This window comes from Mesotoga sp. Brook.08.105.5.1, assembly GCF_002752635.1.
GTDB lineage: Bacteria > Thermotogota > Thermotogae > Petrotogales > Kosmotogaceae > Mesotoga.
The window spans coordinates 232,008-258,033 of record NZ_AYTW01000005.1 but is presented as its reverse complement, the minus strand read 5'-3'; the positions used below and the strand labels follow the sequence as shown (position 1 = coordinate 258,033).

26 protein-coding genes are annotated in these 26,026 nt (G+C 46.1%); 10 read left to right on the top strand and 16 right to left on the bottom strand.

Annotated elements, in window-relative coordinates; translation table 11 throughout:
- Window positions 1-137: 137 nt before the first annotated feature.
- Window positions 138-995 (bottom strand): carbohydrate kinase family protein, encoded by an 858-nt coding sequence (locus tag V512_RS03075; protein WP_099828990.1) that lies wholly within the window; start codon window positions 993-995, stop codon window positions 138-140.
- Between the two features lie 99 nt (window positions 996-1,094).
- Here V512_RS03075 and V512_RS03070 point away from each other — a divergent pair, with 99 nt between their 5' ends.
- Complete coding sequence (locus tag V512_RS03070) at window positions 1,095-2,336, top strand: glycoside hydrolase family 1 protein (RefSeq protein WP_099828989.1); 1,242 nt, start codon at window positions 1,095-1,097, stop codon at window positions 2,334-2,336.
- A gap of 396 nt (window positions 2,337-2,732) precedes the next feature.
- On the opposite strand, the gene yihA is transcribed toward V512_RS03070, so the two are convergent.
- Genes yihA through V512_RS03035 form a run of 6 tightly spaced genes read right to left on the bottom strand, consistent with a single transcriptional unit; the run spans window position 2,733 to window position 8,963 of the window.
- On the bottom strand, window positions 2,733-3,305 hold the full coding sequence (gene yihA, locus V512_RS03060) for a ribosome biogenesis GTP-binding protein YihA/YsxC (protein ID WP_099828988.1): 573 nt from the start codon (window positions 3,303-3,305) through the stop codon (window positions 2,733-2,735).
- Window positions 3,286-5,661, bottom strand: a complete 2,376-nt coding sequence (gene lon / locus V512_RS03055; protein ID WP_099828987.1) for an endopeptidase La — start codon at window positions 5,659-5,661, stop codon at window positions 3,286-3,288. Before lon ends, yihA begins: the two co-directional genes overlap by 20 nt.
- Window positions 5,662-5,665: 4 nt before the next feature.
- Complete coding sequence (gene tsaE / locus V512_RS03050; RefSeq protein ID WP_099828986.1) at window positions 5,666-6,220, bottom strand: tRNA (adenosine(37)-N6)-threonylcarbamoyltransferase complex ATPase subunit type 1 TsaE; 555 nt, start codon at window positions 6,218-6,220, stop codon at window positions 5,666-5,668.
- Complete coding sequence (gene glpK, locus V512_RS03045) at window positions 6,178-7,638, bottom strand: glycerol kinase GlpK (protein ID WP_099828985.1); 1,461 nt, start codon at window positions 7,636-7,638, stop codon at window positions 6,178-6,180. The genes tsaE and glpK overlap by 43 nt, the downstream gene beginning before the upstream one ends.
- Window positions 7,639-7,648: 10 nt before the next feature.
- A complete protein-coding gene (locus V512_RS03040; protein ID WP_099828984.1) occupies window positions 7,649-8,722 on the bottom strand; it encodes a DUF362 domain-containing protein in 1,074 nt (357 codons plus the stop codon).
- Window positions 8,646-8,963 (bottom strand): hypothetical protein, encoded by a 318-nt coding sequence (locus tag V512_RS03035; RefSeq protein ID WP_099828983.1) that lies wholly within the window; start codon window positions 8,961-8,963, stop codon window positions 8,646-8,648. Before V512_RS03035 ends, V512_RS03040 begins: the two co-directional genes overlap by 77 nt.
- Window positions 8,964-9,112: 149 nt before the next feature.
- Between V512_RS03035 and V512_RS03030 the strand changes: the two genes are divergently transcribed.
- The 3 genes from V512_RS03030 (at window position 9,113) to V512_RS03020 (ending at window position 12,621) form a co-directional block, all read left to right on the top strand.
- On the top strand, window positions 9,113-9,661 hold the full coding sequence (locus tag V512_RS03030; protein ID WP_099828982.1) for a 3'-5' exonuclease: 549 nt from the start codon (window positions 9,113-9,115) through the stop codon (window positions 9,659-9,661).
- A gap of 226 nt (window positions 9,662-9,887) precedes the next feature.
- Complete coding sequence (locus V512_RS03025) at window positions 9,888-12,041, top strand: ribonucleoside triphosphate reductase (protein WP_099828981.1); 2,154 nt, start codon at window positions 9,888-9,890, stop codon at window positions 12,039-12,041.
- Complete coding sequence (locus tag V512_RS03020) at window positions 11,959-12,621, top strand: anaerobic ribonucleoside-triphosphate reductase activating protein (protein ID WP_099828980.1); 663 nt, start codon at window positions 11,959-11,961, stop codon at window positions 12,619-12,621. Before V512_RS03025 ends, V512_RS03020 begins: the two co-directional genes overlap by 83 nt.
- A 109-nt stretch (window positions 12,622-12,730) precedes the next feature.
- Here V512_RS03020 and V512_RS03015 read toward each other — a convergent pair whose 3' ends face one another.
- The 5 genes from V512_RS03015 to V512_RS02995 all read right to left on the bottom strand — a co-directional run bounded on the left by V512_RS03015 (window position 12,731) and on the right by V512_RS02995 (window position 17,633).
- On the bottom strand, window positions 12,731-13,918 hold the full coding sequence (locus V512_RS03015) for a BamA/TamA family outer membrane protein (RefSeq protein ID WP_099828979.1): 1,188 nt from the start codon (window positions 13,916-13,918) through the stop codon (window positions 12,731-12,733).
- A 9-nt stretch (window positions 13,919-13,927) separates the two neighbouring features.
- Complete coding sequence (locus V512_RS03010; RefSeq protein ID WP_099828978.1) at window positions 13,928-15,172, bottom strand: ABC transporter substrate-binding protein; 1,245 nt, start codon at window positions 15,170-15,172, stop codon at window positions 13,928-13,930.
- A 16-nt stretch (window positions 15,173-15,188) separates the two neighbouring features.
- Window positions 15,189-16,010 (bottom strand): carbohydrate ABC transporter permease, encoded by an 822-nt coding sequence (locus tag V512_RS03005; RefSeq protein ID WP_099828977.1) that lies wholly within the window; start codon window positions 16,008-16,010, stop codon window positions 15,189-15,191.
- Window positions 16,003-16,935: a sugar ABC transporter permease gene (locus tag V512_RS03000; RefSeq protein ID WP_099828976.1), complete on the bottom strand. Its 933-nt coding sequence runs from the start codon at window positions 16,933-16,935 to the stop codon at window positions 16,003-16,005. The genes V512_RS03005 and V512_RS03000 overlap by 8 nt, the downstream gene beginning before the upstream one ends.
- Window positions 16,936-17,036: 101 nt before the next feature.
- Complete coding sequence (locus V512_RS02995) at window positions 17,037-17,633, bottom strand: class I SAM-dependent methyltransferase (RefSeq protein WP_099828975.1); 597 nt, start codon at window positions 17,631-17,633, stop codon at window positions 17,037-17,039.
- 125 nt (window positions 17,634-17,758) lie between these two features.
- Here V512_RS02995 and V512_RS02990 point away from each other — a divergent pair, with 125 nt between their 5' ends.
- The 6 genes from V512_RS02990 to V512_RS02965 all read left to right on the top strand — a co-directional run bounded on the left by V512_RS02990 (window position 17,759) and on the right by V512_RS02965 (window position 20,987).
- Window positions 17,759-18,070 carry a DUF5320 family protein gene (locus V512_RS02990; RefSeq protein ID WP_099828974.1) on the top strand — a complete coding sequence of 104 codons (312 nt, stop codon included), beginning with the start codon at window positions 17,759-17,761 and terminating at the stop codon, window positions 18,068-18,070.
- Window positions 18,071-18,074: 4 nt separating this feature from the next.
- Window positions 18,075-18,296 (top strand): DUF5320 domain-containing protein, encoded by a 222-nt coding sequence (locus V512_RS02985; protein ID WP_099828973.1) that lies wholly within the window; start codon window positions 18,075-18,077, stop codon window positions 18,294-18,296.
- Between the two features lie 3 nt (window positions 18,297-18,299).
- Entirely contained in the window at window positions 18,300-19,151 is an 852-nt protein-coding gene (locus V512_RS02980) for an ATP-binding protein (RefSeq protein WP_099828972.1), read from the top strand.
- Window positions 19,151-20,029 carry an ATP-binding protein gene (locus V512_RS02975; protein ID WP_099828971.1) on the top strand — a complete coding sequence of 293 codons (879 nt, stop codon included), beginning with the start codon at window positions 19,151-19,153 and terminating at the stop codon, window positions 20,027-20,029. The genes V512_RS02980 and V512_RS02975 overlap by 1 nt, the downstream gene beginning before the upstream one ends.
- Window positions 20,029-20,349 carry a NifB/NifX family molybdenum-iron cluster-binding protein gene (locus V512_RS02970; RefSeq protein ID WP_099828970.1) on the top strand — a complete coding sequence of 107 codons (321 nt, stop codon included), beginning with the start codon at window positions 20,029-20,031 and terminating at the stop codon, window positions 20,347-20,349. The genes V512_RS02975 and V512_RS02970 overlap by 1 nt, the downstream gene beginning before the upstream one ends.
- Window positions 20,350-20,525: 176 nt before the next feature.
- Window positions 20,526-20,987 (top strand): helix-hairpin-helix domain-containing protein, encoded by a 462-nt coding sequence (locus tag V512_RS02965; RefSeq protein WP_099828969.1) that lies wholly within the window; start codon window positions 20,526-20,528, stop codon window positions 20,985-20,987.
- Here V512_RS02965 and V512_RS02960 read toward each other — a convergent pair.
- From V512_RS02960 to V512_RS02945, 4 genes are all read right to left on the bottom strand, one after another.
- Complete coding sequence (locus V512_RS02960) at window positions 20,984-22,486, bottom strand: carboxypeptidase M32 (RefSeq protein WP_099828968.1); 1,503 nt, start codon at window positions 22,484-22,486, stop codon at window positions 20,984-20,986. The genes V512_RS02965 and V512_RS02960 overlap by 4 nt on opposite strands.
- 84 nt (window positions 22,487-22,570) lie before the next feature.
- Window positions 22,571-23,455 (bottom strand): ABC transporter permease, encoded by an 885-nt coding sequence (locus V512_RS02955; protein ID WP_099828967.1) that lies wholly within the window; start codon window positions 23,453-23,455, stop codon window positions 22,571-22,573.
- On the bottom strand, window positions 23,448-24,479 hold the full coding sequence (locus V512_RS02950) for an ABC transporter permease (protein WP_099828966.1): 1,032 nt from the start codon (window positions 24,477-24,479) through the stop codon (window positions 23,448-23,450). Before V512_RS02950 ends, V512_RS02955 begins: the two co-directional genes overlap by 8 nt.
- A complete protein-coding gene (locus V512_RS02945) occupies window positions 24,476-25,990 on the bottom strand; it encodes an ATP-binding cassette domain-containing protein (RefSeq protein WP_112109444.1) in 1,515 nt (504 codons plus the stop codon). The genes V512_RS02950 and V512_RS02945 overlap by 4 nt, the downstream gene beginning before the upstream one ends.
- Between the last annotated feature and the right edge of the window lie 36 nt (window positions 25,991-26,026).

Genomic DNA, 26,026 nt, shown 5'->3' with positions numbered 1-26,026 from the left:
TCACGAGTTACATTGTTTATATATACATGTTCTAAATTTGTATGCAAATATATACTACTTATAGAGAGCTGTATATTGCTATACTTTATTACATAAATCAAACGTTGCAAGGCACTATTAACAACGCGTATACGGTATTATACTAGCATATCGACTACAATGTTATATTTACTAGCTAATCGTTGTATATCCGAATACGAAAAGAATGGACTAGCTCCAGGTCTGGCAACAACCATAGATGCAAGCAAATTTCCTGTCTTCAAGCATTCTGTTTCCGTCCTACCGGAAAGATATGCATGCAAGAATCCTGCGTTGAAAGAGTCTCCCGCTCCCGTTGTATCTACTACCTCTGTGGGAAAGGCGTCTACGCGTTTCCCGTCACTGATCTTTGCTCCCTCCGCTCCAAGAGTAACCACAACAACTTTTGGCTCAGTCTTCAAAAAGCCTCTAAGATGTAGCCATTCGCTCTTGTTAACAAGAAGCACTTCGCATTGCGCAGCAAGATCAGCAACTTCTGCACCTCTTTCAAAGGTCACTATCCCTCCCGGGTTATAAGAAAACCTCGGCTCACGGATCTCCTTCAAGAGATTGATAACTTGATCGGGGGCTATCCCCCCAAAATGGTAGAAGTCAGAGGATACATCAACAGGATAATTGACTTCATTAACACCCCTGTATGTGAACAGGTGTCTTTGGCCGTCTGTAGAAACTGCGGAGAAACAGAATCCCGTCTTTCCTTCTATTCGAGCTAGATACCGAATATCCACCCCTTCTCTTGTCAAAGCCTCTATTGCCATGTCGCCGAACCGATCAGTCCCCACTGCACCCTGCAAAAACACGTTCTTTCTCAACCTACTCAACATGATTGCCGTGTTTGCCGCACTTCCTCCGATAGTGAACATCATTTCCTTAATCCTGTTCTCTTCAACATTTTTACTTTCGTTGATGAAGGCGCTGAGATCTATATTCACATTGCCAACCACAGATAATCTCATATTCTAACCTCAACTCTTTAGGTAATTTTGGCTTTTGCTTCCTTTCACGATTATAATTGTTTATGAGCGTACAAAAAAATGACGTGGGAGGGTTCGCCTATGCTTTCATTTCCAGACGGGTTCATATGGGGTGTCGCAACGGCCGGTCATCAAATAGAAGGAAGCAATGTCTTTTCTGATTGGTACAAATGGGAACATCAGGGAAAGGTCAAGAATGGCGACACTTCCGACATAGCTTGTGGTAGCTGGGAGAATCTCGACAGGGATCTGGAGGCTGTTAAGGCTTTGGGTGTAAAGGCCTACAGATTCTCGGTTGAGTGGGCGAGAATTGAACCAAAAATCAACAGATTTGATGACAGTGTACTAGAGAGATACAGAGATTTCTCCAAGGCGCTTACTGAGAACGGAATCCAGCCCATTCTTACTCTCAACCATTTCGTTCTTCCTCAATGGTTCTCGGAGATGGGAGGCTGGGAGAATAAGGAGAACCTGCGTTACTTTCGTCGTTTCGTCTCGAGAATCGTCGAGTCTATGGGCGAATTCATTCACTACTGGGTCACTGTGAACGAACCGAACGTCTACGCAGTCATGGGCTATTTGACGGGAGAATGGCCGCCGGAAGTCAAGGATATGGGAAGGGCTATGAAAGTCCTCGCTAATCTTCTCTATGTCCACAGCGAGGCATATGACGTAATAAGGGAGTCGAATCCAACGGCGATGGTAGGGGTAGCTGTTAATATGATGCCTTTCTTCCCTCTCAGAAAGTTCCATCCAGGAGACAGGCTGGTAGCAAATTATCTGGACAGAGTCTACAACTACAGTTATCTTGATAGTCTGATGAAGGGCAGTATAGTTAAGCCTCTCGGCGAAGGAGAAGCGGTGCCTGAGATAGAATCAAAGCTCGATTTCCTGGGCATCAATTACTACACGCGAATCTTCGCCAAGTACTCGAAGCCCCTCCCTGAAATCGCAGCGGGTAATGAATTTGAGAAAACGGAAATGGGGTATGAGTTCTTCCCGCAGGGGATTGAAGAGGTTGTTCTGAAGGCATATAAGAGGTATCGACTGCCGATAATGATCACTGAGAATGGAATTGCCGACAAATCGGACGCACGACGATGGGAGTATATCGAGAAAGCTTTGTCAGGACTAAGAAACGCTATGGATAAGGGAGCCCGTGTATTCGGTTATCTGTACTGGTCACTTATGGACAATTTCGAATGGAAAGAAGGCTACTCAATGAAGTTCGGACTCTACGAAACGGTTCAAGAGAGTCTCGAATTAAGGCCTAGAGAGAGCGTTGCAAAATTCAGAGATTTCATCAGGGACAGTCTGAAATAGTACCAACGCAGAAAGCTAAAAGGAGTGTTGCCATAGCGAAATCGCCGATAATTGCTCCATGTGGTATCGAATGCTCTAGATATGCTATCTTCTTCGGACCGAAGAAAAGCTGAGCTATTGGAGAAGCAGAAATGTAGATTCGGCACTAGTTAGATGCAGCGGCTGCCAAGCGGGTGAAGGATCTTACCGCTGGACAGAAAGCTGCAACATTTTTGATTGTTGTGTAGCAAAACGAAGCCTGAGTCACTGTTATGAATGTGCAGAGTTCCCTTGCGATGCCCTTAAAGAACGAGCATCAGCCTATCCACACCACAGATCGGCACTCGGCAGACTCAGGTCGATGAAAGAGAATCTATCAAGAAGACACATCTGATTTTCGATAATAGCTCACGGCAACTACTGAATCAGAACTCCTAGAAGCTCTTCGGTTCCCTGCCGTTTCTCTGAAGAAACTGCAAATACCGGAGGTTTTCCCCAAAAGGTAACTTCCTCGGTTATCGATCTTTTCATCTGGAGCTGGCGATTCTTCGATAGTTTGTCGGCCTTTGTCAGAACCAAGACAAAAGGGATGGAATAGTGCGTAAGCCACTCAAGCATCTGCTCGTCTGCCGGCTGCAACGGGTGCCTTATGTCAACGAGCATAACAACGAGAGAGAGGTCTTCTCTCGATTCGAAATAGTCGGTAATCAGCCTCTGCCACTTCTCTCTTTCCGACATAGAGGCCTTTGCATATCCATAACCGGGCAGATCAACGAAATAGATCTCTCCGTTTACTCCATAGAAATTTATCGATCTTGTCTTTCCAGGAGTCGAACTTGTCTTCGCAAGTTTCCTTCCAAACAAAGCGTTCAACAAAGAAGACTTGCCGACATTTGACCTTCCTGCGAAGGCTATCTCCCTCCTTAATGGAGGGGGATATTCGCCTTTCGTGTATACAGTTCGGACAAGTTCAGCACTCTTCACCATCACCTTGAATCAAAGCCTCCTCTAGTACTTCGCTTATATTCTCAACAAAGACGAATTCCAGTTTCGACTTTATTTCTTCGGGGACTTTATCGAGATCTCTCTTGTTTGCAAGAGGAATCAGAACCTTCTTCATTCTGGCACGGTAAGCTGCCATCAGCTTTTCTTTCAAACCACCAATGGGCAGTACCTTCCCTCTAAGAGTTATCTCCCCAGTCATTGCAATGTCGTTTCTCACTTTTCTTCCGGTGACGGCCGAGACAATCGCCGTCGTGAGAGTAATCCCGGCACTGGGTCCATCCTTGGGAACGGCCCCTTCGGGAACGTGGATATGGAAGTCCTTCTTCTCGAAGATCTCGTTGAACTTCTCATCTCCACAAAGCTTTCTGGCAAGCGACGCCGCGATCTGTGCCGATTCCTTCATAACATCGCCCAGCTGACCTGTTATGATAGTCTTTCCTTTCCCGGAAACGGGCAGGACTTCAATGTACATGATTTCTCCCCCAACCGATGTCCAGGCCAGTCCAGTCACCACGCCGACCTCTGGATGCTTCCTGAAATCACTCTCTTTGAATAGAGGTGCTCCAAGATACTCTCCCAGTTCATTGACACCGACCGAGATTGAATCAGCGCCCTCAGCTATTTTCAGGGTGGCCTTTCTGATGATTTTCGCCAGATTTCTATCGAGTTCCCTAACTCCGGCTTCTCTTGTGTAGTCTCTAATTACGTCTCTTGTTGCGGCCGGTGTTATTTTGAGTCTACCGGCCTTCATGTTGTATTCATCGAGAAGCTTCGGCAATATATGCTCCCTGGCTATGTGATACTTCTCAGACTCCGTATAGCCTGGAATCTCGATAATCTCCATCCTGTCTTTCAGAGCGGCAGGGATCGAATAGAGAACGTTTGCCGTGGTAATGAACAGGACTCTGGAAAGGTCAAAAGGCACTTCCAGAAAATGATCGGTAAAACTGTTGTTCTGCTCGGGATCAAGGACCTCGAGAAGAGCAGAAGCGGGGTCTCCTTGAAAACTGATTCCCATCTTGTCGACTTCATCAAGCACGATTACCGGATTTCTGGTCTTCAGCTTTCTGATCATCTGCATAATCCTGCCCGGAAGCGCTCCTACATAAGTACGTCTGTGGCCCCTTATTTCTGCCTCGTCTCTCATGCCTCCCAACGAGATTCTACCAAACTTCCTTCCCATAGCCTCGGAAACAGACCGACCAAGTGAAGTCTTCCCAACACCCGGAGGCCCAACGAGGCAAAGAATCGGAGTGCGCAGGTTCTTCGAAAACCTCCTGGCCGCCAGGAATTCAAGAATCCTTTCCTTCACATCGTCCAGTCCATAATGATTGTTATCAAGAGTCTTTCTGACGTCCTTGATCACTATCTCATCATCTGTCTCTTTCTGCCAAGGGAGGTTCAACAACCAATCGAGATAGGTTCTCACAACCGTCGCTTCCGGAGAATATGGGGACATCTTTTCCAGTCTCGAGATCTCTTGCTCTGCCTTTTCCTTTACCTCCTGAGGAAGCTCGCCGGACTCGGCCATCTCTTTAAGCTCTTTGATTTCCTCGTCTTCTTCGCCCTCGAGCTCCTCCTGGATCGCTCTCATCTTTTCTCTCAGGTAGTACTCCTTCTGCCCCTGCTCAATCTTCTGTTTAACCCTTTTGTCTAGTTCTTCCTCTAGAGAGAGAATCTCTATCTCTCTCGTTAGTAACTCCATTAGCGTATTGAGACGATCCTTCGCTTCAATTTCCTCGAGAAGACGTTGTTTCTCTTCCAAAGAAAAGGGCACCATTGAGGAAACGAAATCTGCAAACTTGTCTGCATCGGAAGTATCTTCCAGCGCCATTATCGCTTCGTCGGGGAAACGTCTGCTCATCGATACATATCTCAGCGCAAGTTCCTTCACCCTTCGAACCAGCGCCTGAAGCATCTTACTTTTTCTACCCTTGGACTTCAGCTTCTCTGCAACGACGATAAACGTGCTCTCTCCTTCCTCCACTGAAGAGAGCCTGGCTCTTGTCAAGCCTTCAACAAGAATCTTGTAGTTCCCATCGGGCATCTTCATCAGCTGTACTATTCTCGCTATCGTTCCAATCTCGAATAGATCCTCGATCTCGGGTTCTTCTTTAGTAATGTCCCTCTGAGAAACGAGAAATACCATCTGATTGAATTTGCCAATTGACTCCTCCAGCGCCGCCAGAGACTTCTCGCGTCCAACATACAACGGCATAACTGAAGAAGGATATACCAACATGTTTGTTCTCGTCGGTATAACCGGCAGTTTGTCGGGTATCTCAATCTTTCGCTCGCTTCCTACAGCAGCCTTTTCAAGCAACTCAAACTTCTGAGCCATCTATTCACCTTCCTTCATTCTTATCTTGATCTATTCTCTTAACCAAACGATCCAAAATGCTCTTCATTCTGCGGCCGAATGGCTTCAATTTCACGGTTCGCTTGATCTCGTCGAAATGCTCCAGTTCAACTATGAGATAAGGCTCGCAGACATACTTAAAGTAAAGTTTAGGCCATTCTACCGCTAGAACCGTATTGCAATTCATTAGATCGTAGATAGCTAGATCCAGAACCTCTTCTTCACCGGTAATCCTGTACAGATCGACGTGAATGAGAGCGGGATGCACTCTTACCGTTTCGACATCGGCGCTTCCGCCAGTCGAGGATCGGCCGGGATAGAAGTTGACAATGTTGAAAGTCGGACTTCTCACGCTATCCTTATCGATTCCCAACCCGCTGGCCAGCGCCTTTACAAACGTCGTTTTTCCACTGCCCAGATCACCGAATAGAAGGACCGTCTCTCCTCCTTCGAGTGCCTCTCCAAGTTCTTGTGCAAAAGTCTCGAGATTTTTCAGCTCTAGTTCGCCCAGTTCATAGATCTCTTCAACGCCTCTTTCCACCTTTTGTACTCTGCCTCCATTCTATCGCCCGAAGGTTCGAAGACAACTTCGCTTATTCTCTTGTTCTTCAAGCTCTCCCGATCCCAGAGATCTGTGCATATTCCTGCAAGCATTGCAGCACCAAGCGCGGTCGTTTCCTTTATCAGAGATCTGTCAACCGGGATATTCAGGATATTTGCCTGCATCTCCATCAAGAAGTTATTTCGGGTAACTCCTCCGTCAACAAGCAGCTTGTTGAGCGTGATTCCCGTTTCTTTTTCCATCAGCTCAAGAATTTCTCTTGTCCTGAAAGCGATGTATTCGAGAACGGCTCTTACTATATGTGCCTTCCTCGTTCCCCTTGTTAGACCGATCATCATTCCTCTTGCTGAGGAGTTCCAGTAAGGAGCTCCCAGCCCTGTCAAGGCACCGGAGAAAAAGACTCCTCCATTGTCATTGACTTCTCTGGCAAGAGGCTCCGTATCGGAAGGGCTGTCAATAATCCCCAGTCCATCTTTCAACCAGCTTATAAGGGCTCCGGTGGCAAATATCGAACCTTCCACAGCGTAGACTGTCTCTTCCGTTGACTTCCAGCCTATTGTCGTAAGCAAGCCATGATCGGAAATCTTTGGTTTGTTTCCAATGTTCATCAATATAAATGAACCAGTCCCATAAGTACATTTCGCGTCACCGGTCTGAAAGGCCGTCTGACCGAACAGCGATGCCTGTTGATCTCCAGCTATTCCCCCGATATTTGGGCCGTAGATCGAAGGACCGAGAAGCTTACTCGATTCCACCACTTCGGGCAGAAACTCTTTCTCCACTCCAAAGAGATTGAGTAGGTCGCGATCCCATTCAAGCTTCTCGATGTTGAACAACATCGTTCTCGACGCGTTCGAGAAATCACAAACATGGAGATTCTCTCTAGTCAGATTCCAGATTAACCAGGAGTCAATCGTACCAAATCTTAATCGCCCTTTTCTTGCCGCCTCTCGAACTACCGGTACATTCTCCAGCAGCCATTCCATCTTCGTCGCGGAGAAATAGGGATCCGGCTTGAGGCCGGTCTTTCGTCTTATCAATTCTCCATGAGACTCTTCAATCTCTCTGCATCTGTCGGCAGTTCTTCTATCCTGCCACACTATTGCGTTGTAGAGCGGCTGATCAGTCACCGAATCCCAGGCAACGACCGTTTCTCTTTGATTTGTGATGCCGATTGCCGCAATTTCCCTGAATGAGATCCTGGCATCCGAGACTACTTTCTCAATTGAACCCATTGTGCTTAAGATGATGTCTCTAGGATCGTGCTCAACCCACCCGGGTTTGGGATAGATCTGCGCAAACTCCTCCTGAGCAACGGCAACTTGATACAGTTCTTCATCAAAAAGAACGGCTTTGCTGCTGCTCGTTCCCTGATCGATAGCAAGAATATACTTCATCTAACCCCTCCTATCTATGAATACGTCTTCTGAAGACGATAGCATCTTCAGGGCAAAGTTCATGGCAAACGTAACAAGCTATACACTTACCATAATCGATATTTAACCTGCTTATGTCGATTGCTCCAGCCGGACAGGCCCTCTCGCAAACACGACAGCTCACACACTTCTTCCTATCTATTTTCGGAAACTTTGTTACTAATCTCCTCAATAGGGATGCACCGTAAACACCTATTAAATTTGTCTCGGGGAGAGAGAGTTTTTTCGGCTCGACTTCATCTCCGACAACCTTGTAATTTCCTACTAACCCTTTCTCCCTTGCCAAACGGAGAATTGGGACCTTCGAATTTATCACTCCAAAGAGTTCTGCGATGGCATCATCTAGTGCGAAAACATCTTCTGAAATGCCAATTATTCCTGGCCTTATAATCCTCCCGTTCGACGGACCGTTGCCATCCATGCCTTCTACGCCGTCGATTATTGTCAGGGACGGCTTCAAATAGCCAGCCAGATCAAGAAGCATAACCGAGAACTCCTTCATGTTTCTTACTCTGAAATGCCAACCCTGCTTCTTAACACCCGGAACACAGCCAAAAAGATTCTTTACCCCGAATGTGACCTGAGTGAGTGAATGTGTCTTGAGCTTCGGAAGATTCACCAGAAGATCGGTTTCAAGAACCGGCCTGGCAATTTCGAAGCTTCTGTACGTACCATGCTCCAGGACTACAGGAACGGGATCATCGAAATCGACAAGTGGAACGCCCAGGTCTTCGCAGACAGAGGCGATCCCGGATGCATGGGCAGCGACTGCAGTGCTCACGCTTGCCGGAGAATCCCCGATGCTCACATTGGCTCCCCTCTCCATGAAGATCTCTGCAACCGCGCGCACAAAAGCAGGATTCGTGGTTACACAGTTTTCCGGAGATCTTGCCGATAGAAGATTCACTTTCAGAAGAACTTTCTTTCCCTGCAGAGTTTCGTTGAACTCGATCAGGTCCAGCCCTTCGCTAATCTTCTTCCTGCACCTTGCGTATTCTGGGCTGCTTAGGACCGCCACCCTTTTCATTAGATTCTCGTTTTCCATAAATGATCCTCTTCTTTTTCCTTCTATCATCGACTATGCTGGACACCCCTTCGGGCAGCTTCAGCTCGGAAGAAGCAAGAGTCTCCACAATGACCTCTTCAGGAATTGAGGTGATGGCCCAGAGATCTGTGAGATACAGTCTCTCTCCAGATCTTATCGGAGCTTTTTGAACTGCTGATTCAAGAGCCTTTCTATACCGTTCCCTGATTTCCTCTTCGGAATGATTTACCTTGTCATCCATAGTGGATCACCTCATAAAAATTATACTCTATACGTTGCCCTTGGTTTGGAAAAGAGCTCCCATGATCTGTATAATTCTTCACAAGTTTCTTTTTGACCTTATTCTGAAAACACTCACTTCATTATAAAATCTAAGGGGAGGGAAGTCTATTGGAGTTTGTTGTCCTTGATACTGAAACTACCGGGCTAAGCGTAGAGCGAGGTGCAAGGCTCATAGAAGTGGCTGGGGTGCGAGTGAGAGACTGGAAGGTCTACAGAAACGACACTTTTGAATCACTAATAGACCCCGGGTGCATAATCCCGATTACAATAACTGCCCTGACGGGAATCAGCAATCTCACAGTTAAAGGGAAACCTTCGGTGGCAGACGTATTAAAGGATTTCTATTCCTTCGTGGGCGATTCGACCCTTGTTATCCATAACGCTCTCTTTGATCTCTCGTTTATAAATCACTTCGGCATCAAATCCGGGCTTGGCAAACTGGACAATTCGTATATCGACACGGTAGAAATGTCCAAGACCGTTTTCAGATATGGCAGAAACAATCTGGATATTTTGCTTGCTAGACTGGGCATAATTCCCGAATCGCGACACAGGGCGCTTGGAGATGCTCTCGCGACAGCAGACGCTTTTATCGCGATGTTAACTAGAATTGGTAAAAACAACGTAACTCGTTTCATACGGAACTCTCACAAGTAACGATTGCAATCTTTGAATATTTGATCGCCTTTTCCCGGTAATTCTGTGGACCACTGCTGGAAAGTCTTTCACGACAAATCGCAGATTTTTCTTACCGGAAGAACCGGTTTCTTAGCCCAAATTATGCTCTTTTCTTTTTTTGAATTACCCATATATTGTGGTAAAATCATTCTTGGACACAATTTATAGAGTCCTACATCATTAGCCGATTCATGGAGGTATTGAGATGTTGAATGTAAGAAAAAGGAATGGAGCCATAGTCGAATTCGACCTGGAGAAGATAATCAGCGCCATGAAGAAAGCATTTGAGGCAACTGAAACACATTTTAACGAGGATATTCTTGAGAGGGTTGCGCTAAGGGTAGTAGCCGATTTTCAGTCGAAGGCCACCGATAATCTGGTGGACATAGAGGATATCCAGGATTCCGTTGAAAGAACTTTGGAGAGTCTAGGATTCGCTGACGTTGCCAAAGCCTATATTCTATACAGAAGGCATCGAGAAAAGCTAAGAGAACTCGATTCTTCCATGCTCGATTTCTCTAAGACAGTCAACAGTTATCTTGACATGCTCGACTGGAGAGTTCACGAGAACTCCACAGTAACCTACTCTATCGGCGGTCTGATTCTGCACAACAGTGGAACTGTGACCGCCAATTACTGGCTGAGGGAGGTATACGATCCCCAAATTGGGAATGCCCACCGCGAGGGGGACATTCACATCCATGATCTATCGATGCTCTCGGGCTACTGCGCGGGTTGGAGCCTGAGACAGCTCATAGAAGAAGGACTTGGTGGTGTGCGTGGAAAGGTATCCTCCTCACCTGCAAAGCATCTATCAACGCTCGTTAACCAGATGGTCAATTTCCTCGGAATACTTCAGAATGAATGGGCAGGCGCCCAGGCGTTCTCTTCATTCGACACCTATTTGGCCCCATTTGTAAAAGTAGATAACCTCTCTTTGAAGGAAGTGAAACAGAACATTCAGTCTTTCGTTTTCGGAGTAAACACACCTTCTCGATGGGGAACACAGGCCCCCTTCACGAATGTTACTCTTGACTGGGTGGTTCCATCCAAGCTAAAGAGCGAAGCTGCTATTGTCGGCGGCAAAGCTATGGACTTCACATATGGTGATTGTCAGGAAGAGATGAAGATGATCAACCGAGCCTTTCTGGAAATTCTCGACGAGGGTGATGCCAACGGACGCGGTTTCCAGTATCCGATACCCACATATAATATTACAAAGGATTTCGATTGGGACAACGAAGACGCCCAGCTTCTATTTGAGATAACCAGCAAATACGGTACTCCATACTTCCAGAACTTCATAAACTCTGATCTGGACCCGGATGATGTCAGAAGTATGTGCTGCAGGCTTCAGCTCGATAAACGAGAACTGAAGAGAAGAGGGGGAGGGCTCTTCGGCTCGGATGAGTTCACTGGGTCTATCGGCGTCGTTACGATAAACTTGCCGAGAATTGCATACCTCAGTAAGAGCGAAGAAGAGTTCTTTGCACGTCTTTCTAAAATGATGGATTTGTCGAGCAGAAGCCTTGAAATAAAGAGATCGGTAGTTGAGAAACTGAACAGTGAAGGCCTTTATCCATACACAAAGAGATATCTGAAGAACTTCGATAACCATTTTTCTACGATTGGCTTGATAGGAATGAATGAAGCAAGTATGAATGCCCGATGGATCAGAAAGACTATAGCCGAAGAAGAGGGCTATCAGTTTGCATTGAGAGTGCTGGACTTCATGAGAAACAAGATGATCGGCTATCAGGAGACAACCGACCATCTCTACAACCTTGAGGCGACACCGGCCGAATCAACGGCTTACAGGCTCGCCAAGATGGACAAAGAGAAATTTCCTCAAATACTTACTGCGGGAAAGGACAACCCGTATTACACAAACTCATCCCATTTGCCTGTGGACTACACGAAGGATATTTTCAGCGCGCTAGACCTTCAGGAGGAACTACAGAAGAAATATACAGGCGGCACAGTGTTTCACGCCTTCCTTGGAGAGAGGATATCTGACTGGGAAACGACCAGGCAACTTGTGAGGAAGATCGCAGAGAATTATAGAATTCCGTACTTCACGATTTCACCAACCTATTCAGTCTGTCAGAACCACGGATATATAAGAGGTGAACAGTTCACATGTCCCGAATGCGGAAAGCCAACCGAAGTGTATTCAAGGATTACAGGCTACTACAGACCAGTACAGAACTGGAACACTGGAAAACAGGAAGAATTTAAGACGAGAGAGACCTACATAATCAGGGGAGAGAGAATAGATGAATTTCGCAGGAATGGAGAGGGTCAGTCTAGTGGACTATCCGGGCAAAGTAGCCCTGACACTGTTTACCTCAAGCTGTAATTTCGACTGTGCTTATTGCCACAATCCTGAACTGAAGAAATCGGTAGAGGAGAAAGTTGGTGAATCAGAGGTCTTCAAGTACCTTGACAGAAGAGCGGCTCTCATTGATGCGGTTGTTATTACCGGGGGGGAGCCTACACTCAGGGCAGATGATCTGATTCCATTTGTCGAAAGACTGAAGGCCCAATTTCCGACTGTGTTGGTTAAGCTCGATACCAATGGCTGGAATTCAGACATTCTCAGGGAGTTCCTGAATGTCATCGACTATGTCGCAGTTGATCTCAAGTCTCTGAACTATGAGCCTTTTTCTACTGTAAATCTGAAGCAAATCCAGAAGAGTATTGAATTGGCAAAGACTTTCTCCACTCATGAGATAAGGATCACAATGTTTCCACCTTACGTTCCTGAAAAGGATTTCGAAGAGCTCGCGAGAATGTGCAGCGGGGCGTCGTTGGTTTCAGTTCAGCAGTATAGACCGGTATCCGGGTTTTGCGAATCGCCACCTTATCCGGATTCAGTGTTAAGCGAATTCGCCGACTCGCTCTCTGAATATGTGAAAAACGTTTTCGTTAGGAAGTAAGCTGAAGGACATGGGGTGGCAGAAGAACCGGCCTTTTTTCGTGGCCGGTTCTTTCGTTTTGTGCTTGCAAAGAAAAGCAAATGACCTTCTTGTGAAGCTAGCCAAGAAGTTACCTGAGTTCGAAGTAGAATTTGAAACCGTCTCCTCCGAAGAATACTTGAGGCTCCACTCCAACTCCCAGTGGTGTTCTCCACTCGAAACCTATTCCTATCGACAGACCGAGAGTGGCGTTGTCACCCGCGGCCGCCATCAAGTAGAGCTTGGGAATGAAGACGCTCATATCATCGGAAGGAGCAATGCCGAAGCTCTCAGTGAGAGGGACTCCTGCCTGAAGTATCTCCAGCGCATAGAATCTAGGATTAAATGCATTGGGGTTCCAGCCCTTGAGATCGGTGCTTCCTCCCAGGTAGAAGCTCCTGGTGACCGGCGCATCTCCGAAATAAGTCACACCTGCTCTTGTCTCACTCTCGATATAAATTCTTCCAATGATCCTGTACCAGTAATTTACAGACGCCTTCTGCTGGAGATAGCATATTCCTTCCCCAAATCCAAAGGAAAGATTTGTCTGCCCGTAGAGATTACCTCTCTTCTCCTGATAATTGTCTTCATCCCCAAAGGCAAAGGCTCCTGTTAGTATTGATACAGAGTAGTCGTTTGAATCCGTAGCCTCAAATGTTGCACTTTCAAAGGTGTAAGAGAGTCCAGCAACGTAGTCTCCAATGGGATATGTCGCACCCAGATCTACAGAACTAAGAGAAAGAATAGTATCTGCCTGCCACGGAACATCTTTAAACAGAGTCACTTCAATGAAGGGATTGATTCCTGTTCCAAAGACGCTAAGGGTGCTTGCGCCAAATCTCAATCCCCCCCAGAAGAACTCGGGTTGGGGAAGGAAACCGAGGATTTTCTTGTCGGTCAATCTGAGAAACCGAACCCCACCATAGAGATTAACACCGGTACCGAGGAGATTTCTCTCCCCCAAACCCATCGACATGTACTCGCCGAAATAGGGATAGATTGTCGAACTCTCCTGAACCGTAATCACCAGCTTATAGTCGCCATTTGAGTCTCTAAGCTGAAAATATACGTCTGTAAAGAGACCGCATTCTTCCAGATTTCTCTTTGCCCTGTAGACTCTCTCGATATCCAAATCTTCACCGATCTTGAGCCCGGAAATATTGATTACCACTTGTGGAAGTGTCTTATCAACACCTGTTACTTCAATTTCAACGATTTTGTTGGCAAAAACCGTTAGAGAAAAGAAAATGAATATTACCGACAGAAGTATTCGCTTCATATCATCACCTCACTCAAGCAACGCGTTGACTTTCGTAACAGCACTATCGAAAGCCGATTTTGGCTCTGAAACACCTTTTCTTACCTGCTCAACAGCGTCGTAAAGAATATTCCTGATCTCAATAATATTTGTGTGAACCGGTCTGGGTCTGGCAAACTCTATCGAGTCTATTGGAGCCTTCAACTGCGGGAAGCGCTGCCAGATAAGCTGTATCTCAAGAGAACTCATTGCAGACTTCAGAACCGGCATGTATCCCGTTCCCTCATACCAGAACAATGTGTTCTTCTCTGAAACCATCCATTTGATGAAGGTCCAGGCGGCCTGAAGCTTCTCTTCTGAGAGTCCGGCCATTATGGCAAGAGAACCTCCTCCAAGCGTTGTGGTTTTCTGCTTACCTTCAGGAAGAGGGGCTACTCCCAGACTCCAGGGTATGTTCTCGAGAGCGTACCGAATTCCTCCGCTCGTCATGGGGCCCATCGAGATTCTCCCCATTGTGAAGGACTGTATTCCTTCATCGATGGTCAAGTCCACCGGAGACAAACCCTCGACGAACCAACGCCTCCACGTTTCCAGAGCCTCGACTCCCTCAGGAGAGTTGATTACACACTCGGTCATATCTTCATTGAAAATCTCTCCTCCGTTCTGCCAGACAAGAGGTTCAAACTGATAGAACATGGTGTCTACACCCCATAAGAGACCATACTGAGAGGGTCTGGAATCCAGAGATTTTCTTATTGTGAGTCTTCTGGCGTATTCCTCGAGTTCCTCCCAGTTCTGAGGAGGTCTGTCTGGATCAAGTCCCGCTGCTCTGAAATGATCCTTGTTGTAAAAAAGCATAAGCGCACTGATGTTGAAAGGAAGCGCATATGGCTTTTCGTCACGAACTATTGTCTGCCAGAAGCTCTGGACAAAGTCATCGGGGTCAAGCGTAGGATCGCCGGCCAGAAGATCTGTGAGATCCTGGAGAGAATGGTCTTTTGAAAATATCTGGATGTGCTCGATGTTCACCTGCGCTACATCCGGCCCTTTTCCTGCCAGCAAAGCCGCCTTTAGTTTCGTAACGGTCTCATCGTACGAGCCTTGAAAGATTGCCCTTACAGTGATGTCCTTGTGTGCCTTGTTGAAATCAGATACGAGTTTGTCGATAATCGGCTTCTGATAATCAGACATCGAGTGCCAGAATGTGAGCGTGACAGCTCCCATTCCCGTTAGTGCAAAGATCATCAAGATAACTACCATGGTCACTCTTTTCATCTCTTCCTCCTTATCGCTATCCTTTTAGTCCCGTAAGGGTTATTCCCTTCACGAATTGCTTCTGAGCGATGAAATAGGCTATCATGATCGGAAGCGTAGCCACTACAGTTGCGGCCATAAACTCTCCCCACTGTATTCCCCCTTCAGACTTGAACATTGCTAGTCCCAACTGAACAGTTCTCATCTCAGGTTCGCTAATAATCAAGAGGGGCCAGAAGTAGTTGTTCCATGACCACATGAAAGAAAAGACTGCGATTGTTGCTATCGCGGGTTTTGTGAGAGGTAAAAAAACATTTAGCAGAGTTCTTAAAGGACCGCAACCATCGATTATCGCAGCATCCTCTAGATCCCTTGGAATCGTGAGAAAGAACTGCCTCAGAAAAAAGATCGAGATCGCAGTAGCTGCGTGAGGAATAATGAGGCCAAGGTATGAGTTGTCCAGATTGAGTCTCATTACAACGAGATACTGCGGAATCATTACGACTTGCTGAGGGATCATCATAGTTGCCAGAAAGATGTAGAATATCACTTCTCTGCCCCTAAATCTCATTCTCGCAAATGCAAAGGCCGCCAGAGAGGCCGTCACAAGTTGCAAGAAAGTGGTTCCCAGCGCTACGATAGTGCTATTTAGAAGGTATCTTGCGAATGGAACTTTCGTGAAAACACTAACATAATTCTTCAGAGTGAACTCCTTCGGGATAAGAGAAAAGGGATCCATGAGAATCTCTCGCAAATCCTTAAAGGAGGTCATGAAAGACCAGAAAAACGGGAAAATCATCACAACTGCACCGGATATCAACACGAAGTACTTCAGAATCCTTCCAATCCTCTTACTCATAATGAACGGTCCTTTCAATTGTCTTTACTTGGAATGCAGTCAAAAATATCACAAAAAGGAAGAGAACAAAGGCCATTGCGGACGCATAGCCAAACCTGTAATAGGAGAAGGCCTCTCGATAAAGCCGAAACACGACAACGGAGGTTGTGTTAAGCGGTCCGCCGTCTGGAGTCATAACCATAATCGGTCCAAAGACCTGGAAGGAGCTTATGCTGAACATTATGAGAAGGAAGAACGTTGTCGGTGAAAGAAGCGGAACGGTGATCTTTCTCAACATCTGGAACCTGTTAGCTCCACTCAACGCCGCCGCTTCATAGTATGTGGTCGGGATATTCTGAAGACCGGCCAGATAGACAACCATGGCATATCCGATATTCTGCCATATTCCCATTAGAATTATCACGAAAAGCGCTACGCTCGGCCCCTGCAGAATTCTGGGAAGCTGAATGCCTGTCCAGTTGAAAAGAATTTGAATTACGCCCTGAGGATTAGTTAACCAGTTGATGTAATCCCCGCCAAACAAGGAGATGATATGATTCACATAACCGAGTTCCGTACTGAACAGAAAGCTGAAGCCCATACCGGCAGCAATGGGTGATGTAACTACCGGAAGGAAGTAAATCATTCGAAAGAACCCTATCCCCTTCATCGTCGAATCGTTCAGAAGATTGGCAAAGAGAAAACCGATAAGGAGCGAAAAAGGGAGAACGCCGAGAATGTAATAAGCGGTGTATAACATTGAGTCCCAGAATTCGCTCGATGAGAGAATCTGTGAGTAGTTCCCCAAACCAACGAAAGTCATTGTCGGAGACAGGTCCCACTCAAAAAAGCTAATGGCAAATGAGTATATCAAAGGATATAAGAGAAAGAAACCAATTATTGCACCTGCAGGTGCAATAAATATATAAGGAGTAGCTTTCTTCACCTGTAGACCTCCATAATGCTATTGTTCAAATACTGAAATACCAGCCCTTCCTTGAACGCCCACAAATTTCAAAATCCTGAAGACTCAACTAACCTGAGAGTCTAGTCGCACCGACATAAATACCACCCTGTCGTAGATGAAAGCCTAACGTCTTTTACAATGGGAAAATTCTCTTTGAGCTCTTCGAAGGCTTTCGGAACGAAGTTTCTGTAATCGCTTCTTTCGAAGAACTCGACAACATAGACCAAGAGATTTCTATTCGGAAAGAACTCATGAATCAGAACCTCTTTCCTGCATATTCTGCGACTCTCTCTATAAAACTTCTCCCTGCCGTCAATCTTATGACCGTGTACAACATAAGATGCAACGAGAAGATCAAAACTATTGTCTTCAAAGGGAAGCTTCTCAAAAAAGTCGCCTTGAACGACTTTGACCCCGCTTTCCTTAAGATTATGCCTTGCTATTACTACCATGGGAGTCGAAGCATCTACAGCCGTTACTCGGTATCCCAGTTCATCGAATGCTTTGGCAAGAGCACCTGTTCCGCAACCGATATCGAGAACGCTCTTGATGTCGTCGCCAAGTAGAGAACGGTGTTCTTTCAAAAGGCTTCGATAACTTTTAAGCTGCGACTTGAAAGCAACGTTATAAAATGGAGCTATTAGTGAAAACAGCAAGACATGCGCTTTGTTTCCCATCTATCCTCCTCACTTAGATAATATCAGAAATTCTACAGAATTCGGCAAAGCTAGATCTGTTGTTGACATTGCTAGCTGCAACCAGTATAATATATATGATTAGTGCATATATAGGAGGTGACAATATGCCATTTGGATCTGGTCCTATGAGGTTTAGAGACGGTTCCTGCAGATACTACGGGTACGGCCCTGGATATGGAGCAGGATACGGAAGAGGAATGGGATACGGTAGGGGATTTGGGCCCGGAAGAGGTTTCGGTTATTATGGACCATACGCCTACGATCAGGAGATTTCAGCTGAGATGGAGAGTCAGGAACTGAAGGAGTATCAAGCGATGCTTAAGAGAGAGCTTGAGATGATCGGCGAAGAGCTCAAGGAAATAGAGAAGAGATTGGAAACGCTTGAAAACACAAACAGTACTGAAGAGGAGGAGTGAGAATATGCCGTGGAGAGATGGAACTGGACCCGAAGGTTATGGGCCGATGACCGGCTGGGGCATGGGAAACTGTGCTCCCGTTGATCAAGTGTCGAGGCCGACACCCGCAAGGAACTACTACCGACCATATCCGAGGAGAAGACTTTTTCTCGGAAGAAGGATGGGTTTTGGGGGAGGTTTTGGAGCCGGAAGAGGCATGGGCTATCGCTTCAGGAGATGGTGGTAGGCCTTGGTTATTGCCGTACTAAGTGGCAAGGGAGGCACAGGAAAGACAACCCTTGCCACAAACCTCGCATACGCAATATCTGAAGAGTTTGATGTTCAACTTCTGGACGCAGACGCAGAAGAACCCGATGTACATCTGTTTTTTAACCCAAAGATTGAGCATGAAGAGGAAATTGAGCTGATGCTTCCCGTAATAGACAAGGAAAAGTGCACTCGTTGCCGCAAATGCGCTGAAGCCTGCCAGTTTGGAGCACTTTCTGTTTTTGACACGGGTGTCATGGTCTTTGAATCTTTGTGTCATGGCTGCGGTTTGTGCACTTTTGTCTGTCCCGAGAAGGCAATCAGCGAGAGGCCAAAAACCATTGGAAAAGTCATGACGGGTAAGATCAACAACAAAATCGATTTTGGAATGGGAATACTGGAAATTGGGGAACCATCCCCTGTAAGGGTTATCAGAAAGCTTAAAGAGAATATCGATCGAAATAAGCTCGTCATCATTGATTCTCCCCCGGGAACGTCCTGTTCCGTGGTAGAGACACTAAGAAAAGTAGATTTCGCGATACTGGTAACCGAACCCACTCCATTTGGTCTTCATGATTTGAAACTTGCAGTTCAAATTGTAAGAGAGATGGAAATTCCTTTCGGTGTCGTAATCAACAGAGATACGAATTCTTACACAATGATAGATGAGTATGCTGGTGAAGAAAACCTCGTTCTCCTCGAAAGAATACCCTTTGACCGCAGCATAGCGGAAGCCTATTCAGAAGGCAAGCTATTTACTGAGACTTCGCCACCATGGAAGATACGGTTCAAAAAACTGGCGGAAAAGATCATCTCTTCATCGGGGGTGTCATGATGTTCCAACTTGCCATAGTAAGTGGAAAGGGCGGAACTGGTAAGACAACACTTGCAGGATCGCTTTCCTCTCTTTTTGACTCAATAGTGATGGCCGATTGTGACGTAGACGCACCAAACCTTCACCTCATTCTTGAGAATAAGCAGATCGAGAAATTTGAATACTATGGTGGCAAAAAGGCCGAAATTTCTGATCAATGCATATCATGCGGACTCTGCGAGAAATTCTGCAGGTTCGATGCGATTATCAGGGGAGGTCCTTACTCAATCGATCCCTACGCATGTGAGGGATGCGGCATGTGTGTGGCTGTCTGCCCGGCAGATGCGATTTCACTCAAAGACAATAAGTCGGGCGAGTACTTCTTGTCTCAATCGAATGAAATCCCTCTTGTCCACGCTTTATTGACTCCAGGGGAAGAGACTTCTGGAGGGTTGGTGGCCGAGGTCAGAAAGCTGGCAATTAATGTCGCAGAGAGAGAAAAAAGAGAAGTAATTGTGATCGATGGTGCCCCGGGAATAGGGTGCCCCGCAACTTCATCGATTACCGGGGCAACTTACGTTCTTGCAGTTGCCGAACCGACTGTTTCTGGAAACCACGATCTTGCAAGGATAGTGGAGACAATAAAACATTTCAAGAGAGACTTTGGAATAGTTATAAACAAATGGGATTTGAATACATCCAAGAGCGCTTTCATAGAGTCCTGGTGTGGAGCCAACGGAATAGAACTGCTTGGCAAGATTCCCTTTGACGAGCAGGTAGAGAAAGCGACGATTATGGGAAAACCGGTTGTTGCAATTGAAGACTCTACGGCAGCGCAAGCAATAAAGCGAATTGCCTTGAGGTTGAAACGGAAAATTTCCGGAGGTGTAGAAGAATAATGAAAATAGCTATCCCAGTGAAAGAAAAGAGTATCAACAGCATCCCAGACGATAGATTTGCCAGAGCTAAGTTCTTTCTGCTGTATGACCCGGAAACGGGAAGCGAAGAATATGTAGAACCAGACAACAGTGTGGCGCACGGTGCCGGACCTATGGCCGTAAATATGCTCACAAAGCAAGGGATAGACACAATAATAGCTTTCCATCTTGGAGGCAACGCCATTCAAGCTATAGAAGCAGCAGGTATAGCTTTCTATGAAGCTTTTGTTGGCACGGCAAAGGAGAACATTGAAGCTGTTATTAGCAGAAGGAAAAAATAGATCCGACGGGCCTATCCCCTGATATCCCGATCCCTGTGTCAATAATTGAAGCTTTTTGTCTGCCTAAATTGTGTCTAGGCAAATAGATTCATTTCAAATGGAGCGCAAGAGAATTCCGAGCATCTGATTTCTTTGCCGGTGTTCAGCGGTGTAAAATACACTGAGAGGTGATACCGGTGAGAAAAGAGGAACTTGCAATGCAATTTGACTTGCTCTCGAGACTTCTCAAGGTCATAAGAGACAACCCGTTCAAGATAAGGACTTACGAATTCGCCGCAAGAATAATCAGATCTAATTTGCCGGAAGGCCGTCTCTCAGATGGTGACATAACAAAGCTCTTGGAAATAAGAGGCATTGGAAAGGCCGTAGTGGACAAATCTCTCGAGTACCTACAGAAGGGTGAGATCAGCAAGGTATGTGAGATAAGTGATGAAATGCCCTCGCCAATATACCTTCTCACCTCACATAACCTTGTAGACACTGAAGTAATTTCTTTCATGTGGAAAGATATGGCGATCGTTGAGCCACAGGAAATAATCTCCTTTCTTACTAGTAGAAAGGAGAGTCTGAAGCTTTCATCCGACAGACTCTCCGAAATTGAGGCCTTACTTAAAGGTCTAAAGGCCTCTGAGAACTAAATGAAGTAGATTTCGGAATACTTATCGATGACATACTTCAAGAAATAAGAAGAATCTAGCTCCTTTCCCGTCGCTACTTTGAGAAGCCTCTCCGGTTCATGCTTTCTGCCTACAGCATGAATATTCTTTCGCAACCAGTCTACAAGAGCCAGAACGTCTCCCTTCTCAATCCTCTTTTCGAGATTTGGGATATCCTGTCTTGCTTTCGCGTACATTTGAGCGGCGTAAAGGTTTCCAAGCATATACGAGGGGAAGTATCCAATCATTCCCGATGGCCAATGAATGTCCTGCAGCACACCGTCCCGGTTGCTCTCAGGTTCAATTCCCAGGTATTCTCTCATCTTTGCATTCCAGGCAGCCGGAAGCTCAGACACTTTCAAATCGCCTTTCATCAACGCTTCTTCAAGCTCAAACCTTACCATGATATGAAAGTTGTATGTCACTTCGTCGGCTTCTATTCTAATCAACGAAGGTTTGACATTGTTTACAGCTCTATAGAAGTCACCAAGCGAAACACTCCTGAAGTTTGACGGGAAAGCCTTCTGAATCTGAGGATAGAAAAACGATAGAAACTCCTTGCTTCTTCCCACTATGTTTTCCATCATTCTTGACTGCGATTCGTGGATTCCTAATGAACATGCACCATATATAGGTGTATCTTTCAGAGAAATCGGCAGCCCCTGCTCATAAATTGCGTGACCCCCCTCATGGATAGATCCAAACAATGAAGGTGTGAACTCTTTGATCTCGTACTTGGTAGTCACTCTAACGTCATTCACTCCAATGCCAATCGTGAATGGATGGACAGTCTCATCCAGCCTACCTGCATCGAAGTCATAGCCAATGAATTTCAGAGCCCTTCTGCTGAGCTTCTCCTGTGCCCTCTTGCTGAACATCCCTTGAAGGATTGACGTGTCAGGATGTGTGCCTTTATCCAATATCTTTTTTACGAAGGGTATTAGTTCTGATTTCAGTGGTTCGATGACCTTCCGTAGCTTTCTTGCCGTCATCCCTTCTTCGTAGCCTTCGAGTAGCGCATCATAGGGGTTTTCTTCATAACCATACAGTTCTGCCATTTCTCTCGAAAGAGCGACAATCTCTTCCAGATATGGCTCCAAGCTGCTAAAGCTGTTTTCTTTTCGCGCTCTCTCCCATACCCTTTCACTCTTAGACGTTAGGACGGAAAACCTATGATGAAGCTCAGGTGGAATTGACCTGGCCCTTTTGTATGCTTTCGTAGCAACCCTGACCATTGCTTTTTCATCATCTGTTAATCCTTCTTGGGTTGCTCTTTCGTTCAATTGCCTTAACAATGCTCCAAATTCATCTGAGACCGCCTTCTTGAATGCAAGAGTTGATACATAACCTAGAGCCTCCGCCCTATTCTCGGCCCCTTTAGGGGGAATGTAAGTCCTCAAATCCCAGACCATCAGGGCCGCTGCATTCTGAAGATAGGAGATCTCGGAGTATTCTGATTTAAGCTGATCTATTAATTCCAAAACTGCACCTCCAATTCGATGAATTATATCATGGTCCAACTCGGCTAGTTTAAGAGCCTCTTAAGTATCCTCAACCATTACGAATCACGAAAGCTGCTTCGCCTTTCTTCCGCCGTATGAGATAGCAAGGATAGCAAGAGAAGCGAAGTAAGGTAAAGACAATAGTAACTTAGGAGATATTTCTGTGGAAACTTGCAGGAAGATGGAGAGTTCTGTAACAAAGCCCAACATGACAGCCGAAACAACTACAAGAAGCGGGTTCTTTCTCCCCATTATTACGGCAACAAGAGCCAGCCATCCGCGCCCCCCAGACATATTGGATACAAAGGCTCCTAACGGTATGGAAAGTGCTGAACCGGCCAAACCCGTGAACACTCCACTGCCAATGTACGCTATGAATCTCATTTGATCTACTCTAACACCGCTGTAAAAGGCGCTTTCATCGTCATACCCACAGGCCCGCAATTTCACCCCAACCACCGTCTTCTTGAAAAGATAGAAGAGAGCAAATGGAGTGGCAAAGGCGATTAGATCAAAAAAACCGAGTCCATTCAACCAACCAAATACAGTACCGCCTAAGACATCAATAGAAAGAGCGGCAGGCCTGGGGGAACCTCCGAAGACAATTGTGCCTTTACTACTGAACCAAACGTCCGTCAACACTACAGTCAATCCGACGGATAGAAGGTTGACCGCAATTCCGACAACAAAGAGATTCGCCTTCAGAAATCTCACTGCAAAGTAGATAAGCGATGAAAGAATGATCGACACAATAATAGAAGCAAGAGTTCCGAGAAGGATGCTACCCGTGGTCGATGATATTACTACTGCAAAAAACGCTCCTGAGAGAATTGTACCCTCAAGTCCAATATTGAGCCATCCCGAAACCTCTGTCAGCAATCCTCCGCTTGCTGCAAGAACGATAGGCGTCGAATTCCTTATTGTGTCACGTACTATGGCTTCAAACATATCTTCTTCTCCTGAAGCTTACGGGAGCAAGTGCCTCTGCAGTGACTAGAAAGAAGACTACTGCCTGGACTATCTTAGCCAGTTCAGGCGTGACACTCGCTTCAATAGATGATATCTGTGCTCCGCTTTCCAGGTATGCAAAGAACAGAGCTGCAGGAATAACAAACAACGGGTGATTTCTTGCGATAAGGGCAACCGCTATTCCATTCCATCCGTATCCGGCCGAGAAACCCCTCATAACTCTACCGTGTGCGCCTATTACATCGATTATCCCTGCGGTGGAAGCAAGTCCCCCACTCAGAAAGAGAGACCAAAAAATGACTTTGCTGGTATTCACACCTGAATAATGAGCAAACATCCTGTTCTTGCCCGAAATTCTTAATTTGAAGCCTTCTCTAGTCCTGAACATGAGAAACCAAAGAAGAAAAGCGACTATCAGCGAGAAAAAGATCCCAGTATGCAGACTTGAAGGTTGCATGAGTCTTGAAAACCTGAGATTCGCGGGCAAACTTAAGGATGCCGCAAGTCCCGACTGTCTGTCGTTGAAAGGTCCCTCAACGAAATAGTCTACGACAAGAATTAGCCCATTGCTGAGCAATAGAGAAGTGATTAGCTCACTGACACCCATACGGATTTTGAGGACGGCTGACAAACTTGCCGCCCCAGCCCCAAACAAGAAACTCACCAGGATCATTGCCGTAATCCCTATAGTACCAGACAAATTACCCGATAGAAGTATACCTGTCGCAGTCCCGACAAATGCCCCGAGATATACCTGCCCTTCAATGCCAAGATTGAAGGAAGACGAACTGAAGGCTATTGAGGCTGCAAGCCCGGTTAGGATAAGTGGAATTGCATTTGAAATAAGATTGCCAAAGTAAAACCTGTCTGAAAAGACGGAAAGGAAGAATGATCGGGCCGAATTGATGGGCTCTTCACTCATGAAAACTACGAGTAATAGCCCGGCAATCAGTGCAATACCTATAACAAGGAGTGATCTTCTCAAATCTTGAAAACTTGTCATCTTTGATCTTCCCTCAACGTTCCAGCAAAATGCTTTCCTATTGCCCTCTTGCTGAGTGCTGGTCCGTTCGCTCCGGAAAAGACTATCCTTCCCTCTGACATCACAGCAACTCTATCCGCCACAATTAGAGCTTCGTCGAGATCAGAAGTGAATATCACAATGGCCATCTTCTCTTTAATACTCTCTAGAGTGCTGCGCAGCTTCTCCAGATGTTTGACATCGAGCCCTCTAAAAGGCTCTCCCAGGAGAAGAAGCTTTGGCTCCGAGCTGATCTCTCTAGCTAGCAGCAACTTTTGCAGATTTCCACCAGACAAAGTGAAAACCGGATCGCCGATACTGCCAAACACAACACCATACTTAGAAAGCAGTTCCCTTGCATAATTATCCATTTCTCTGCCCGAAACAACCCAGCCTCCACTGAGGACTCTCTGAATAACTAGATTGTCCCTTATCGATGAACCTCTACAACTCGCCAACTTATCTCTGTCTGAAGGCAGCGAAGCCACTCCGAGTCTTCTGAGTCTATGCGGCGGTAGATTTGTAACGTCAATTCCGCCGAGCAGGATTCTTCCAGAAATCACCTTTCTAACTCCGAATAGTCCTTCTTGAAGCTCCTCCTGGCCATTGCCGGCCACTCCCGTTATAGCGATAAGCTCACCCTTTCTAGCCTCGAAAGACACATCCCTGACTGCATCTGACCCTTCTACAGAAGACTCTACACAGATCTTCTCAACTTTTAGAACGACCTCTTCCGACAACGAACTCCGGACAGAAGACCCGGGAGATTCTTCTCCGGCCATCAAATCGTACAGTCCTTCGACCGAGATCTCATCTTTCCTGAAACTGCCTACTATAACCCCGGATCGAATCAGGTAAATCCTGTCGGACACAGAATAAGCTTCCCGCAGCTTATGAGTAATGAACACAACGCTCTTACCTTCACCCTTAAGTTTGTTGAAGGTTTCGAACAACTCTGCCTTCTCTTTTTCGGAAATCAGAGCGGTCGGTTCGTCGAATATTAAGATATCTGGCGAGTTCTGAAGCAGCCTCAGGATTTCCACTCTCTGTCTCTCTGCCAAGGAAAGAGTTCCAACCTCTCTATCCAGGGGCAGCTGTAACTGATATCGTCCTATCAACGTCTCAATGTATTCTCTGTAGCTTTTCGCCGTTCTTTTCAACCTATTCGCTTTACGTGCGATCAGAAGATTTTCAAGAACAGTAAGCCTGTCGATTACTCTCAGATTTTGCGGAACCATCCCGATGCCCATTTTTAAAGCCTGTGAAGGGTTCGACGGAGAGTAAGGCTCTCCTTTGAGAAGCATTGAGCCACTGTCTGGTTTTTCTATTCCAACAATTGCCTTCATGAGTGTTGACTTTCCCGCAGCATTCTCTCCCAGAAGCGAGATTAACTCGCCCGGGAAAAAGGAAAGCGTCACTCCATTTAAAGCTTTTGTTCCGCTCATCTCATAAGTTTTCTTAAGATCCGATACTTCCAAAATCGGCTTAGACAACTCAGCCCCCAAGTAGTGATTTTCCCTCTACAATGT

Bases quoted from the DNA above. Each gene is read 5' to 3' on its own strand.
- V512_RS03075 (WP_099828990.1), bottom strand. From the start codon at position 995: ATGAGATTATCTGTGGTTGGCAATGTGAATATAGATCTCAGCGCCTTC.
- V512_RS03070 (WP_099828989.1), top strand. From the start codon at position 1,095: ATGCTTTCATTTCCAGACGGGTTCATATGGGGTGTCGCAACGGCCGGT.
- lon (WP_099828987.1), bottom strand. From the start codon at position 5,661: ATGGCTCAGAAGTTTGAGTTGCTTGAAAAGGCTGCTGTAGGAAGCGAG.
- glpK (WP_099828985.1), bottom strand. From the start codon at position 7,638: ATGAAGTATATTCTTGCTATCGATCAGGGAACGAGCAGCAGCAAAGCC.
- V512_RS03040 (WP_099828984.1), bottom strand. From the start codon at position 8,722: ATGGAAAACGAGAATCTAATGAAAAGGGTGGCGGTCCTAAGCAGCCCA.
- V512_RS03035 (WP_099828983.1), bottom strand. From the start codon at position 8,963: ATGGATGACAAGGTAAATCATTCCGAAGAGGAAATCAGGGAACGGTAT.
- V512_RS03025 (WP_099828981.1), top strand. From the start codon at position 9,888: ATGTTGAATGTAAGAAAAAGGAATGGAGCCATAGTCGAATTCGACCTG.
- V512_RS03020 (WP_099828980.1), top strand. From the start codon at position 11,959: ATGAATTTCGCAGGAATGGAGAGGGTCAGTCTAGTGGACTATCCGGGC.
- V512_RS03015 (WP_099828979.1), bottom strand. From the start codon at position 13,918: ATGAAGCGAATACTTCTGTCGGTAATATTCATTTTCTTTTCTCTAACG.
- V512_RS03010 (WP_099828978.1), bottom strand. From the start codon at position 15,172: ATGAAAAGAGTGACCATGGTAGTTATCTTGATGATCTTTGCACTAACG.
- V512_RS03005 (WP_099828977.1), bottom strand. From the start codon at position 16,010: ATGAGTAAGAGGATTGGAAGGATTCTGAAGTACTTCGTGTTGATATCC.
- V512_RS02995 (WP_099828975.1), bottom strand. From the start codon at position 17,633: ATGGGAAACAAAGCGCATGTCTTGCTGTTTTCACTAATAGCTCCATTT.
- V512_RS02990 (WP_099828974.1), top strand. From the start codon at position 17,759: ATGCCATTTGGATCTGGTCCTATGAGGTTTAGAGACGGTTCCTGCAGA.
- V512_RS02985 (WP_099828973.1), top strand. From the start codon at position 18,075: ATGCCGTGGAGAGATGGAACTGGACCCGAAGGTTATGGGCCGATGACC.
- V512_RS02975 (WP_099828971.1), top strand. From the start codon at position 19,151: ATGTTCCAACTTGCCATAGTAAGTGGAAAGGGCGGAACTGGTAAGACA.
- V512_RS02970 (WP_099828970.1), top strand. From the start codon at position 20,029: ATGAAAATAGCTATCCCAGTGAAAGAAAAGAGTATCAACAGCATCCCA.
- V512_RS02955 (WP_099828967.1), bottom strand. From the start codon at position 23,455: ATGTTTGAAGCCATAGTACGTGACACAATAAGGAATTCGACGCCTATC.
- V512_RS02950 (WP_099828966.1), bottom strand. From the start codon at position 24,479: ATGACAAGTTTTCAAGATTTGAGAAGATCACTCCTTGTTATAGGTATT.